Origin of the sequence: Aeromonas sobria, from assembly GCF_050266975.1 — a bacterium.
Lineage (GTDB): Bacteria > Pseudomonadota > Gammaproteobacteria > Enterobacterales > Aeromonadaceae > Aeromonas > Aeromonas sobria_B.
In genome coordinates this window covers 26,626-39,707 of the sequence record NZ_JBKISU010000031.1, presented here as the reverse complement: position 1 = coordinate 39,707, position 13,082 = coordinate 26,626, and the positions used below count along the sequence as shown (strand labels likewise).

8 protein-coding genes are annotated in these 13,082 nt (G+C 60.1%); 2 read left to right on the top strand and 6 right to left on the bottom strand.

The window, feature by feature from the left end; all coding sequences use genetic code 11:
* Positions 1-283 precede the first annotated feature (283 nt).
* The 6 genes from ACLHZ1_RS16435 to ACLHZ1_RS16410 all read right to left on the bottom strand — a co-directional run bounded on the left by ACLHZ1_RS16435 (position 284) and on the right by ACLHZ1_RS16410 (position 7,494).
* Positions 284-979, bottom strand: a complete 696-nt coding sequence (locus tag ACLHZ1_RS16435; protein WP_427262941.1) for a family 16 glycosylhydrolase — start codon at positions 977-979, stop codon at positions 284-286.
* Between the two features lie 242 nt (positions 980-1,221).
* Positions 1,222-1,533: a PTS lactose/cellobiose transporter subunit IIA gene (locus ACLHZ1_RS16430; protein WP_201276436.1), complete on the bottom strand. Its 312-nt coding sequence runs from the start codon at positions 1,531-1,533 to the stop codon at positions 1,222-1,224.
* 10 nt (positions 1,534-1,543) lie between these two features.
* Positions 1,544-2,923: a glycoside hydrolase family 1 protein gene (locus ACLHZ1_RS16425; RefSeq protein WP_427262940.1), complete on the bottom strand. Its 1,380-nt coding sequence runs from the start codon at positions 2,921-2,923 to the stop codon at positions 1,544-1,546.
* 57 nt (positions 2,924-2,980) lie between these two features.
* Positions 2,981-4,324 carry a PTS sugar transporter subunit IIC gene (locus ACLHZ1_RS16420; RefSeq protein WP_339332018.1) on the bottom strand — a complete coding sequence of 448 codons (1,344 nt, stop codon included), beginning with the start codon at positions 4,322-4,324 and terminating at the stop codon, positions 2,981-2,983.
* 27 nt (positions 4,325-4,351) lie between these two features.
* Entirely contained in the window at positions 4,352-4,657 is a 306-nt protein-coding gene (locus tag ACLHZ1_RS16415; RefSeq protein ID WP_339332019.1) for a PTS sugar transporter subunit IIB, read from the bottom strand.
* Between the two features lie 608 nt (positions 4,658-5,265).
* Entirely contained in the window at positions 5,266-7,494 is a 2,229-nt protein-coding gene (locus ACLHZ1_RS16410; protein WP_427262939.1) for a glycoside hydrolase family 9 protein, read from the bottom strand.
* Positions 7,495-8,326: 832 nt separating this feature from the next.
* Between ACLHZ1_RS16410 and ACLHZ1_RS16405 the strand changes: the two genes are divergently transcribed.
* Complete coding sequence (locus tag ACLHZ1_RS16405) at positions 8,327-11,005, top strand: glycoside hydrolase family 3 N-terminal domain-containing protein (RefSeq protein WP_427262938.1); 2,679 nt, start codon at positions 8,327-8,329, stop codon at positions 11,003-11,005.
* Positions 11,006-11,099: 94 nt separating this feature from the next.
* Positions 11,100-13,073: a methyl-accepting chemotaxis protein gene (locus tag ACLHZ1_RS16400; protein ID WP_427262937.1), complete on the top strand. Its 1,974-nt coding sequence runs from the start codon at positions 11,100-11,102 to the stop codon at positions 13,071-13,073.
* Positions 13,074-13,082 lie beyond the last annotated feature (9 nt).

Below are 13,082 nucleotides of genomic sequence, written 5' to 3'. Positions count from 1 at the left end.
TGCTTGGCATCTGTGTCCTGCACATCGGCATTGCCTATGTGCTCATGGCCTATCCGAAGCTGACAACACCGGTCATTGGGGGGGCTGACGTTCATCTATCCACTGGTTGCGATCGTCACCGACTGGGCGGCCTATGGTCGCCTGCTCGGGGTCGCGCAGGCGAGCGACATGACACTGATTGTGCTCGGCATCCTTGGTATTCGGCTCGGGTGGCGCCTTCCCATCCACCTCACAAGAGGTGACAAGGGTGGCCGCCTGACCCAGCAGGCAGCCACTCTGTCTCTCACTCCCAGGGCGTCACATTGGCGTACTTGTATTTGGCGTAGACGGGCTGGCCATTGTAGGAGCTGGGCGGGAAGCTCGGATTGGCGCTGATCCAGTTGTTCACAAAGAGCTGCATCCAACTGGTGACGGGGCGGCTCTCGCGGCGCACGCTCACCCATTTGTTCTGGGTGCGGCTGAAGACCTGCCAGGTGACTCCCGCCTCGTCGATGTTGAAGGCGTAACGCTCCATGTTCCAGATGGACATGCCGTACTTGCCCAGATCGATGTCCTGGGGATACTGATGCCCCTGGATCCAGACGTTGGTATGGAGCAGGTTGGTGCCCCCCATCAGCTCGATATCGACTTCATAGTGAGAGCTGGTGCCCGCATCCCCGGTGTAGGTAAAGAAGGAGCTGATGGTGCCGGGCACCGATCCTGCCTGCATCTGCACCTCATAACGGCCCTTGCGGGTGTAGTTGTAGGTTCGCAGCTCAGCGCAGCTCTTGTTGCCCCGGTCGGATTTCGCATGGAGGATCGCCATGCCGGACTCCATCCAGACGTTGGCGGCGCGCCAGGTGCAGTCAAATTCCGATCCACCGTTACGCCAGCCGTCGGAGACCTGCCAATCCTGATTGCTCCACCACCATGCCGATGCCTGAGTGGAATATAATCCCCCCGCCAGCAGCAATGCTGACATCAGTCCAAGTTTTTGCATATTTTCCACATTCCTATGTGTTTATTGGTGAGTGTTTTTATTGGTGACTACAAGCAGTATCAGAATAGCCATAAACAAATCTGGAAACTTATGCTGATATCGCGTCATGACAATTTCATGCTTTTGAAATTGCCTGCAAAGGATATGAAATACATGACGACTGGCTGGTATAACCAGAATAAAAAAGCCACCGTAATATTACGGTGGCAAAAGCACGGACTCCCGATCCGATGAGTTACATATCAGCTGGCTTGGCGGCGATAGATCTCGACCAGTTCGGTGGCCAGCTCACGGCACAGAATGGAGGTCATCAAATGATCCTGGGCATGCACCATGACCAGCGTCATCTTGGTCTTGCCTTCGCCCTCATCGGCTTCAATCAGTTTGGTTTGTACGGCATGGGCGGCCTTGCCTGCTTCGGTGGCCTGGAGCAGCAAGGCATCCGCCTCGCTGAACTGGCCGGCGCGGGCCTGACGCAGGGCTTCGAAACAGAGACTGCGAGATTGGCCAGCGTTGACGATGATGCCCATGACTGCTTCTTCAAGATCCATCATTTATGACTCCTTAAAATCCATTATTACGAGAGACGTCGGCGAACCATTCACCACTCTTCTTGACGGTGCGCTGCTGGCTTTCCAAATCAAGGCTGATGAATCCATAACGGTTCTTGTAGGCATTCATCCAGGACCAGTTGTCAATAAAGGTCCACAGGTGATAGCCGCGGCAATTACTTCCTTCGTCAATGGCGGTATGAATCCACTGGAGGTGACCACGAATGAAGTCGATTCGATAATCGTCTTTTACCTGGCCATCTTCACCAATGAATCTGTGTTCCCCCTCGACGCCCATGCCATTCTCGGAAATATAGCTGGGGATATTTCCATAGTTGTCGCGCAGGTTGATCAATATGTCATAGATACCGCGCTCATATATTTCCCAGCCGCGATAGGGGTTCATTTTGCGGCCCGGCATTTCGTAATTCTCGAAGAACCAGTCCGGCAGGAAAGGGGCGCCCGGGTTGATGGCCGTCATGCGTGCCTTCACTCGCCGCGGCTGGTAGTAGTTGATGCCGAGCAGATCGATCTTGCCGGCGGCCAGCAGCTCGCAGTCGCCGCTTTGCACCACGGGCATCTGATCGTGTTCGCGCAGGATGTCGATCAGCTCCTGGGGATAGACCCCCTTCACCGCAGGATCGAGGAAGGCGCGGTTGAAGAACAGGTCGGCAATGAACGAGGCCTTCAAGTCCGCCGGGTTGGAAGAGCGCGGATAGGAGGGGGTCAGGTTCAGGACGATGCCGATCTGGCCCGGCAGGGAGAGTACGCGATAGCGCTTCACCGCCAGGCTGTGGGCCAGCATCATGTGATAGGCCACCTGGGCTGCCCGCTTGAAGTCCATCTGGTTCGGGTAGTGGAAGTCATACAGATAGCCCCCTTCCACCACCACCACGGGTTCGTTGAAGGTCATCCAGCAGGCGACGCGATCACCAAACAGCTTGAAGCAGAGCTCTGCGTACTCGGCAAAAGCCGCCACGGTTTCGCGGCTCTCCCAGCCCCCTTGCTCTTGCCAGTACATCGGCATGTCGAAGTGGAACAGGCCGATGAAGGGCTTGATCCCCTTGGCCAACAGTTCGTCGATCACCTTGTTATAGAAGTCGACGGCTTCCTGGTTGACGGTGTGGCCATCCGGCAGCAGCCGGGCCCAGGAGATGGAGGTGCGAAAGCTGTTGTGGCCAATCTGTTCCATCAGTGCGATATCTTCGCGATAGCGCTCGTAGAAAGTGGAGGTATTGGCTGGGCCTACCTGACCGTGAAAGCGGTGCGGCTCGGTCTCGAACCAGTGATCCCAGATGGTCGGTGCCTTGCCGCCGACGTTGGCAGCCCCTTCCGATTGTGCGGCCGACGAGGCGCTACCCCACCAAAAGCCTTCGGGAAATGTGAATTGCATTGCTGTTTCCTCTTGAAAACCGGGCTGCGGGCGTCACTGCGTCCGCAGCCCCGGTGTTTATGCTTGACTCTGAACCGGTGTAGTCACTGTTGATTCTTCAGGTTTTTCTGCTTCTGCCTCGTCGGCCTCCTGCTTGAGCAGGGTGCGCTCGTAAGCCCGAACGAAGGGGTAGTACATCAGGGCGGAGATCCCCATGCAGATGAAGCACAGAATGACCGGACTTAAGGCCCAGTTGGTCGCCCAGGAGGCGCCGATGGGGGCTGGCGTGGTCCAGGCGGTCAGCATCACGACCTTCTCCACCAGACCCAGATCCACGGCGAACCAGGCCAGGATGGCGTTGATCACGGGCACCAGGATGAAGGGCAGGAAGAAGACCGGGTTCATGATGATGGGGGCACCAAACAGGATCGGCTCGTTGATGTTGAAGAACCCGGGGACCACGCCCATCCGCCCTATGGTGCGCAGGTGCACGGCGCGGCTGCGCATCAGCAGGAAGGCCAGGGGCAAGGTGGAGCCCACACCGCCGATAAACAGGAAGTGATCCCAGAAACCGGGCAGGAAGGTGTGGGGAATGGCCTGGCCGGCGGCCAGGGCGGCCTGGTTGCTGGCGAGGTTGGCCATCCAGAACGGGTTCATGATGCCGGTGACGATCATGGTGCCGTGGATACCGGCAAACCAGAGGATCTGGCACAGCAGCACGGCCAGCAGCACGGCAGGCAGACTGTCAGAGGCGGCCACCAGAGGCTTGAGCATGGCCATGATCGCCTCGGGCAGGATCATGCCTGTGGTCTCCTGCAGCAACATATTGAGGGGATGCAGGGTCAGGATGATCGCCAGTACCGGGATCAGCACCTCGAAGGAGCGCGCCACCCCCATCGGCACCTGCTCGGGCAGACGGATGGTGATGTTGTTGCGCTTGAGCCAGGCATAGACCTCGGTCGAATAGATGGCGCAGATGAGCGCGGTAAAGATACCCTGACCAGAGAAATACTCGGTGGAGATGGTGCCGTCTTTATATTGCGCCGCCACCAGCATGAACGACATCAACGACAGCAGGCCCGTGGTGATGGGGTCCAGGGAGTACTGCTTGGCCAGGCTGGATGCGACTCCTACCGAGATAAAGACCGTCATCAGCCCCATGCTCATGTTGAAGGGCAACATGAGTTCGGCCCGATAGGTGTTGGAAAAATCGAGCCAGGCTCTGGCGAAGCCCCAGGTGGTCTCGCTGGAGATGGGGGGGAAGATGAAGACCAGCATGAAGCTGCCGACGATCATGAATGGCAGCGCGGCAATGAAACCGTCACGGATGGCCAGCACATAGCGTTGCTGGCCCAGTTTTCCTGCCAATGGGCCGATCCGTTGTTCGATCAACTTGACCAGCATCCCATAGAGTGAACTCATAGTGTGTGTCCTTCCTTGTCAGCGCGTTTAACCAATCAGGGACAGGGCGTAGTCCAGCACCTTGTCGCCGCGCTGCATGCCGTAATCCATCATGTCGATAGGTTGTACCTTGATCCCGTGAGCTGCCGCCTTGGCCTGCAATTCGGGTTGCATGTACTTGATCTGCGGCCCCAGCAAGACCACCTGGTAATGAGGCATCTGGTCATCGAACTCCGATGCGCCAAAGGCCTTGATCTCGGTAGCCAGACCCCGTTTCTCGGCTTCTACCAGCATTTTTTTCACCAGCAGGCTGGTGGACATCCCGGCAGAGCAGCACAGCATGATTTTTTTCATGATCATTCCTCAGTTATTAAGTTGAGCTCACTATAGATCGGTGCAACAAAACAGGAAATCGATTTCATGATTTGGAGTTTGCAATTGTGATCACGATCACTTAGCAGGTGAGTTTCATAATTCTGTGTTAGTTATATTTTGTTTTATATCAATGCTTTGTGTGATTTTCATTGGTGCGTTTCATCACTTTCTTATTAGACTTGGTTGGTTGAAATATCGATTTCAAGTTTGTCGTGGTTTTCATGCCGCTCCAGCGTCCCTGCCGGGCAGGTTATCTGCACGGTATACGGCGCACTCTTCCGGCATGGCGGGAGGAAAACCGAAGCGCAAACAGGTGGATAAGAGATGGGCAGGCAGGAGGCATGGCCTGGCCGTGAAGGTCACGACGGGGCGGTCAGGTGCAAGGCAAGAGAGCGAGGAGGCCCTTTTCTGTCTGCTCGATAGCCTTTGCGTGATGGCGTGATGGCGTGATGGCGTGATGGCGTGATGGCGTGATGGCGTGAAACGGGGAGCCAAGGGTGGATACCGGCTCGGGCTCGGCCTTGGGGCAAGGTCGGCAGGGGAGTGAAAAAATGCTCCGTCACGGAGACGGAGCATCGGGAGGGCGATTAGCGGGTCAATCCGCCTTCATCCAGTACGCTGAGGGTCCAGAGGAAGGGGGCATTCCAGTTGATAGTCACCTCGTTCAGGGTCCAGGCGCCAATCTCATCCTTCCAGCAGGTCTGGCCGGTGCACTTGCCCTTGAGGGTGGAGGCAACGGGATCGCTGAAGTTGATGGAGTTGGGTCCTCCCGACATCACGCCCGGCGGTACCAAGGGGGACGCTGGGTCGATGGGGTGAGCCCAGAACCTGTGGTGCGGGTTCTTCAGTGGGCGGCTGCCGTAACCCGAGACATAGGACTGATCGAGCGGGTTGCGGCCCAGCACATAGTCCATGGCGTCAGACATGGCCTGCAGGTATTTGCGCTCTCCCGTGAAATCGTGCGCCAGCCCGAGGAAGATGCTGCGGTTCATCAGGTTGGAGTTGGATCCCCAGGGGTATTCGGTAGCCTGATAGGGGATAAGGTAACCCTCTGTCGCCACGCTCTTCTGGTAACCGTCAGCGGCGGCGATGATGGCGGCGCGCGCCTTCTCCACGTCCTGTTTGCCCAGCGTGTTGGGCACCATGGCCAGGGTGATGGTCCCTGCGCTGCTGAGATCCTGCCAGTAGAGATCACCGCTTGCGCTGCGATCCCCCTTGGGGGCGGCCAGATAGAGAGGGGACTGCTGGACGGCCTGCTTGTACTCGGCCTTGCCGGTGGTGGCAAGCAGCTCGGCGGCGGCCCAGTAGAATTCGTCCTTCAGTTGGGTGTCATCGTAGGGACCGGATCCCACGAAGTTGTCATAGGCATAGACGTCCGGATGACGGTTGGCCGCCTGCCAGGCCCGTTCGGCTGCCTGCAGGCTGCGCTGTGCGAAGGCCGGATCCAGATCTTTCCAGACGCGGGCAGACTGGGCGGCGGTGGCCGCCAGGTTCAGGGTCGCGGCCGTGCTGGGGTGACTCAGGAAGCGAGGCTGCGGATCTTTGTGGGGAGGCAGCGGCATCCCGGTCCAGGCTTCATCGGCGACCTTGTGGAAGGCCATGCCGGAGGCATCGATCTCGGTCAGTGTCAGGTTGTCGAGCTGCCTGGACTGATCTCCCACCGGCGCCCAGACCTTCTTGCCTTCAGGCACCTGCATGGCGAGGAAGAACTCCATCATCCAGCGGGACTCGTCCAGCAGATCGTTGTGGCCGTTGTGCTGTTCCGGGATCTTGGCCTTGCCGTCGGCAAAGGCGCTCTTGTCACCCTCTTTCGCCAGTTGCTCCCGCTCATAGAGGTTCATCAAGGTCCACACCGAGATGCCCCCGTTGACCACGTACTTGCCCTGATCGCCGGCGTCGTACCAGCCGCCGGTCACATCCAGGGTGAAGTCACAGCCTGGCCACTGGTTGCCCTTGGCATCCTGTTTGTTGAAGCAGGTCACCTTCTCAGGTTTGTGCCCTGCCGGGCGAGCGAGATCGGGGCGCTGGACATACTTGGCCTCGATGTCGATGCCGCTGCGCTGTTGATAGAAAAAGGAGAGGGCGTCGAATTTCATGGTGTGATAGATGTCATCACCGATGCTGAACGGGTGGCTCTTCTGGCCTGCGACCTCCAGCACCAGGCCGGTGGCCGGGGCGGTGACCTGACTGAAGTCGGCGATCTGCACATTTTCCCCGGAGGCGGCATTCAGGCCAAAGGGCGTGGTCTTGCCTTCGGCGATGGCCTCACCCTGGGCATTGCGCAGGATCCAGGGGAGCGAGTCCTTGCTGTCGGTGGCGATGGTCGCCCGTTTCAGAGCCTTGCTCAGGTAGCCGACCTGGTTGACGCGCACGTTGGCCAGATCCGATTTCTTGACCAGAGAGGGGCCCGAGAGGGAGGCTTCACCGATGCAGACGGTGGTCGGTGTCTGGGTGCCCATCTGGAGTTGGAACTGGGTCTTCTCGTCCGTGGCGGAGGGCGTGAACTGGATATCGAAAGGCTTGGGGGTGCTGCTGAGGGCGAGGTCCTGCACCATGTGGTTGGTGTAGGGGGCGCCATCATGCTGGATCAGGGCCTTGACGTTGATGTTGCTCTTGGCCATGGCAGTGAAATGGAGCTTGTAGGGCTGTCCTTGCACCAGGCCGAGGTTGGACTGGCCCAGGATGACGTCCCAGGGATTGGCGCCCGACTCGGTGAAGGTGAGGCAGCCCATCTGGTTCTCGGCGTTCAGGGTGCCCCCGGCCGCCCACCAGCCATCGGTTCCCTGGAAGCCCCCGTTGGTCAGCAATTCACCCACAGGTCCGGCAGATGCCGAGGAGGCACCCGATGCCCCTGCGCTGGGCAGGGAGCAGCCATGCAAGCCAATGACGCAAGACATGGCGAGCGTCAGGGCATTAAGCCGAGATATTTTCATTGTTACCCCTTTGATCACAGACGGAAATAATGGCGTCGATTTTTGCACTCGCGCTGAAAATGACCGAGTCATCCAGCGGTCCGCATTTCACTGTCAAAATTTACACACAACCCTTGAATGGAAATCGATTTCACGAGTCAGGTAACAGTAAATTTTGCGGCAAATCAAGTTTGCCTTTATGAACTGTGATGGGGGCTACAAATTTTCGTTTATTGATATATTTATGTGCATAACTGGGGTTCTTTTGAGTTCTTTTTATTCCCCTCCATTTTCCACCAGTTTGGTCATGCCGGTGCCATTCTTGGCAAAGCATGCAGCGATATGATGTGATAGATTGACCGTATTTAGTTGATTTTATTGTTTTTTATTTGCACCTCTCCGCATGTCTTCCCATATTCCCCGCCCCCTCCGGATATTTCGCTGGTGTGAAACAGTCTGGGCTTTGTGAGCTGCATCACTATTTTCTATCTCGGTGGGGTTTTTACCGTGGCAGGGCAAAGATACTGCTGGAATGGTGCAGAGATTTCTGTTTACCATTAAACATTCTTGCAATCGATTTCATGTTTGGGTTGTTTTTCAAGGCGGCTTCCCATGATCGATGAGTCAGGTAATGAATGAGAACATCCGGAGAGTCATAAGGAAAATGCGTAAAACAACAGGTCTCACCAGGTCTATGACCTGCCTATTCATGGGGTGCGGTATCTGGAGTGCCGGGATGGCGGATGAGCTGTCGACCATGCCCTATTTTGCCACCTGGCCGCAGATCCACAGCGCCATTGCCAGGGACGAGGGGATGGAGCGCCAGATCCAGGCTCTGCTCTCCCGGATGACTCTGGAAGAGAAGGTCGGCCAGATGATCCAGCCCGACTTTCGTGAAGTGACCCCAGAGGAGGTCACTCGCTACAAGATTGGTTCCGTCCTCAACGGGGGCGGTGGCTGGCCCGGCAACAACAAACACGCCTCGGCATCGGACTGGGCACGCCAGGCCGACACCTACTGGCTGGCGGCGGAGGCGGGCTTTGAGGGCAGGGGCTATCGCATCCCCTTCATGTGGGCGACCGATGCGGTGCACGGCCACAACAATGTCTTCGCGGCGACCCTGTTCCCGCACAACATCGGCCTGGGGGCGGCGCGGGATCCGGGGCTCATCTACCGTATCGGCCAGGTGACGGCGCGGGAAGTGGCCGCCACCGGGCTGGACTGGACCTTCGCCCCGACGGTCGCGGTGCCCAGGGATGATCGCTGGGGCCGGACCTATGAGGGCTATTCCGAAGATCCCACCATCGTCTATCACTATGCCGGCGAGATGGTGCGCGGCCTGCAAGGGTCGGCGGTGGATCTGCGCGGCCAGCGCCATGTCATCTCGAACGTGAAACATTTCGTGGGGGACGGCGGAACCCAGAACGGGGTCGACCGGGGCCAGAACTTCTATTCGGAAGCGGATCTGCGCAACCTGCACGCCGTGGGCTACTTCTCGGGGCTGGATGCCGGCGCCCAGGTGGTCATGGCGTCGTTCAACAGCTGGCACAACGAGCTCAACCGCGATGTGCTGCCAGAGGACGGGGTTGAGTACAACGGCAAGCTGCATGGCAGCCGCTATCTGCTGACCGATGTGCTCAAGGGCAAGATGGGCTTTGATGGCCTGGTGGTCTCGGACTGGAATGGCCACAGTGAGATCGCCGGTTGCACCATGGGGAGCTGCCTGCCTGCGGTGCTGGCCGGGGTCGACATCTTCATGGTCACGGCGCGCAAGGACTGGATGGCGTTTCGCCAGAGCCTGCTCGATGGCGTGGCGAATCGGCAGATCCCGATGAACCGCATTGACGATGCCGTGACGCGTATCCTGCGGGTCAAGATGCGGGCCGGACTGTGGGAAAAACCCATGCCGTCGGCCCGTGAGCTGGCGGGCAAACAGGGTGAACTTGGCGCCGCGACGCACAAGGCGCTGGCCCGGGAGGCGGTGCGCAAGTCGCTGGTGCTGCTCAAAAACGAAGGCGGGATCCTGCCCCTGAGCCGGCAGAGCCGGGTGCTGGTGGCGGGCAGCGCCGCCAACGATCTGGGCAAGCAGGTGGGGGGCTGGAGCCTGACCTGGCAAGGCAGCGAGAACGGGCACGGTGATTTCCCCGGAGCCCAGAGCGTGCTGGATGCGGTGACCGCCACCGTCGGTGCGGATCATGTGCAGGTGAGTACCGGGGCCGGGGATCTGACGGGAGCCAAGCCCGATGTCGCCATCCTGGTCATGGGGGAGGATCCCTATGCCGAGTGGTTCGGCGACATTCCTGACAACAAGACCCTCGCCTATGGGGATCTCAAGCGCAGCTATCACGAGGATCTGTTGACCCTCAAGCGGCTGAAGGCGGCCGGTATCCCCGTGGTGACCGTGCTGTTTTCCGGGCGCCCGCTTTATGTCAATGAGGAGCTCAATCTCTCTTCCGCCTTTGTCGCCGCCTGGTTGCCGGGCACTGAGGGGGAGGGGATCACCGATCTCCTGTTTAAGGATGCGAAGGGCAAGGTGGCCCACGACTTCCAGGGACGCCTCTCCTTCTCCTGGCCCTTTGGCAAGTGCGCCACCACCATCAATCGCACGCCCACCCATATCCCGGGCTGGCAGCGCCCTACCTTCGAGCAATCCCTCGAAGGGGAGAATGCACCGCTCTTCCCCTATGGCTACGGGCTCAGCTACGGCAAGCCTTCCCCTGTGGCGGCTCGGGTTAGCAACCTCAATACCCTGACCTTGGATAACCGTACCTTCGGTTGCAACGAGAGCGACCCCGCCAAACTGAGCGCCGCCGACAAGGTGCTCGAGCTGTTCGGGCCCAAGGCGGGTGAAGAGCACCGTCTGCGCATGGGCGATGCCAGCAACTGGACGGGGACTGAAGTCTCCGGCAACAGCGTGACCGAGATGAGCTTCATCAAGGTTCAGCCCATCGACTACCTGCGCCAGCAGGATGCGCGCGCCGTCACCTTCCTTGGGACGGACAAGCCGGGTGTCGACTCCGGAGCCACGATCCAGTTGCAGACCACCCAGGTCAAGGGGGCGGATCGTCGCACCTACTTGAAGGGGGAGAGCGAGCTGCAGGTGACGCTGCGGGTGCAGCAGGCGCCAGCGGGCGACATGACGCTGGGGATGCAGTGTGGCTGGCCCTGTGGCAAGTCCATCGAGATCGCACCGGCCTTGCGCCAGTTGCCCCCGCAGCAGTGGGTGACCCTGAGTCTGCCCCTGCGCTGCCTCGAAGAGGGCATGGACTTCGCGAAGGTCAATACCCCCTTCATCTTGGGCACCAGTGGACAGGCGCGCATCGACGTGGCGACCGTACGCTGGGTGCCAGCTTCCCTGCTGGGGGCGACAGGGGAGGTGTCCAGGCTCGATTGCCAGGGACAGCTGACCCGATAACCCCGTCAGGTAAACGCACCAGGATGCCTGCCGGGCTCCTGGTGCCTTGATAACCGGCTCCGCCCATGTGCGGAGGGAGAGGTGGGAGAGAAGGATGTCGATCGTACAGCGGATCAGATTGGGTTTTACGCTGCTGTTGGTGTTGTTGCTGCTGCTCGGGGCCATCAGTTACCTGAAGACGGCCTCCATTCACGGCCGTTTCCAGCAGGTGACCGAGGAGGCGACGCCCCTGGCCCTGACCGCCAGTCGGCTGCGCGCCGCCTTGCTGATGGCGGACAGGGACAGCCTGGCGCATCTCGCCATCCGGGAGGCCTCGACGTTTCCCCAGTCCCGCCAGCGTTTTGCCCATGACAAGGCCCGTTATCAGCAGTACGTCAAGGCGTTCGAGGCCCTGACGCTCGATGCCGAGAGTGAGCGGCAACTCGCCCAGGTCACCGGCCAGGTCCCTCGGCTGTTTACCATCTCGGAGCAGTTGATGAGCCTGCACGAAGAGTCGGTCGAGCTGGAGCGGGTGCTCTCCCGGATGCGTGGCGACCTGCTGCGCCTGGACGACAACTACCGCTCGGCGGCGGAGCTGCTGGTGCGTTATGCGGCGGGGCGACGCTCTTTGCAAAACAAGGCGGAGCTCATCACCAGCGGCATCGCCCGGGATCTCAAGCTGATCCTGCGCGCCGATGGCAACACGGATCTCGTGGCGCTGCAGGCGGTGCTGGCCAAAGACATCGACATCGCAAACCAGCGTCTGGTGCGGATTGTCGTGCCCGATGACGTCAAGGCCAGGTTCACCCGCCATGTGGCGCGCATTCCCCAGCTGGTATTCGGCGACAAGGGGCTGATCGCCACCCTGGTGCGCCACCAGCAGATCAATCAACAGCTGCACAGCTTGCGTGAGCAGCAGGAGGCGCAGAGCCAGCAACTGGGGGAAGCCCTGGACAGGCTCATCGCCATCAGCAACCAGAGCATGCGGGAGGACAGGCAGAGTGCCGACGCCGCGGTCGACAGCGCCCGCACCTGGATAGTGGCGGTGGCCCTGTGTTCCGTGCTCATCGCGCTCATTGTCGCCTGGAGTACGGCCCGCAGCATCCAGGTGCCTCTGGTGCGGATCAATCGCGTCCTCGCCCTGATGGCGCAAGGGGACATGACGCTGCGGGTGCACTACCCGGCCAGGAACGAGCTCGGCGAGGTGGCGAACTCCATCGATCAGCTGGCCCACCACACCAAGGCGCTCTTGATGGAGGTCCAGACCGGGTCTGAGCATCTGGTGAGCGAGACGCGCAAGACTGCCGAGATCGGCGAGCAGGTGGTGTCGCGGGTACAGGAGCAGAAGGCCCAGACCGATCAGGTGGCGGCCGCCATCTTCGAGCTGGAAACCAGTGCCACCGAGGTGGCGCGCTCGAGCGACCATGTGCGCCGGGAGGTGGGTGAAGCCAATGACGAGAGCCAGCGTGGGCGCCATCTGATGCAGGCAAACCGGGATGGCATCGAACAGCTGGCAACCGGCATCGCCGGGGCCATGGCGCTCACCCGCAAGCTGGAAGGCTACAGCAGCAATATCGGCAACATCTTGGAAGTGATCCGTGGCATGGCGGAGCAGACCAACCTGCTGGCCCTCAATGCGGCCATCGAAGCCGCCCGTGCCGGGGAGGCCGGGCGGGGCTTTGCCGTGGTGGCCGAAGAGGTACGGGCGCTGGCCACCCGATCGCAAGGGGCGACCCAGGAGATCCAGGTGATGATCGACAACCTGCAAGGGTGCGCCCGCGATGTGGCGAGCGTGATGGCCCAGAGCCATGGGCAGACCCAGCAGAGCGTGCAGCAGACCCGGGGCGTGGAGAGCGCCCTGGCGGGGATCGCCTCGCGTATGGAGGCCATCAAGGAGATTGCGGATCACATGGCCTATGCCGCTGCGGAGCAGATTTCGGTGAGTCAGGGAGTGGCCCAGCACGTGGCCGCCATCGCCGACGTGGCCCACGAGACCGAGCAGGCCTCCAGGGTCTCGGCGAGCAGTGGCGAGCTGTTGTCGGGGCTGGCCAGCCAGCAGCAGAGTCTGGTGGCCCGTTTCAAGGTGTAGGAGAGAGGC

Excerpts from the sequence above, each read along its gene's own strand:
- ACLHZ1_RS16435 (WP_427262941.1), bottom strand. The coding sequence starts at position 979 with ATGCAAAAACTTGGACTGATGTCAGCATTGCTGCTGGCGGGGGGATTA.
- ACLHZ1_RS16430 (WP_201276436.1), bottom strand. The coding sequence starts at position 1,533 with ATGATGGATCTTGAAGAAGCAGTCATGGGCATCATCGTCAACGCTGGC.
- ACLHZ1_RS16425 (WP_427262940.1), bottom strand. The coding sequence starts at position 2,923 with ATGCAATTCACATTTCCCGAAGGCTTTTGGTGGGGTAGCGCCTCGTCG.
- ACLHZ1_RS16420 (WP_339332018.1), bottom strand. The coding sequence starts at position 4,324 with ATGAGTTCACTCTATGGGATGCTGGTCAAGTTGATCGAACAACGGATC.
- ACLHZ1_RS16415 (WP_339332019.1), bottom strand. The coding sequence starts at position 4,657 with ATGAAAAAAATCATGCTGTGCTGCTCTGCCGGGATGTCCACCAGCCTG.
- ACLHZ1_RS16405 (WP_427262938.1), top strand. The coding sequence starts at position 8,327 with ATGGCGGATGAGCTGTCGACCATGCCCTATTTTGCCACCTGGCCGCAG.
- ACLHZ1_RS16400 (WP_427262937.1), top strand. The coding sequence starts at position 11,100 with ATGTCGATCGTACAGCGGATCAGATTGGGTTTTACGCTGCTGTTGGTG.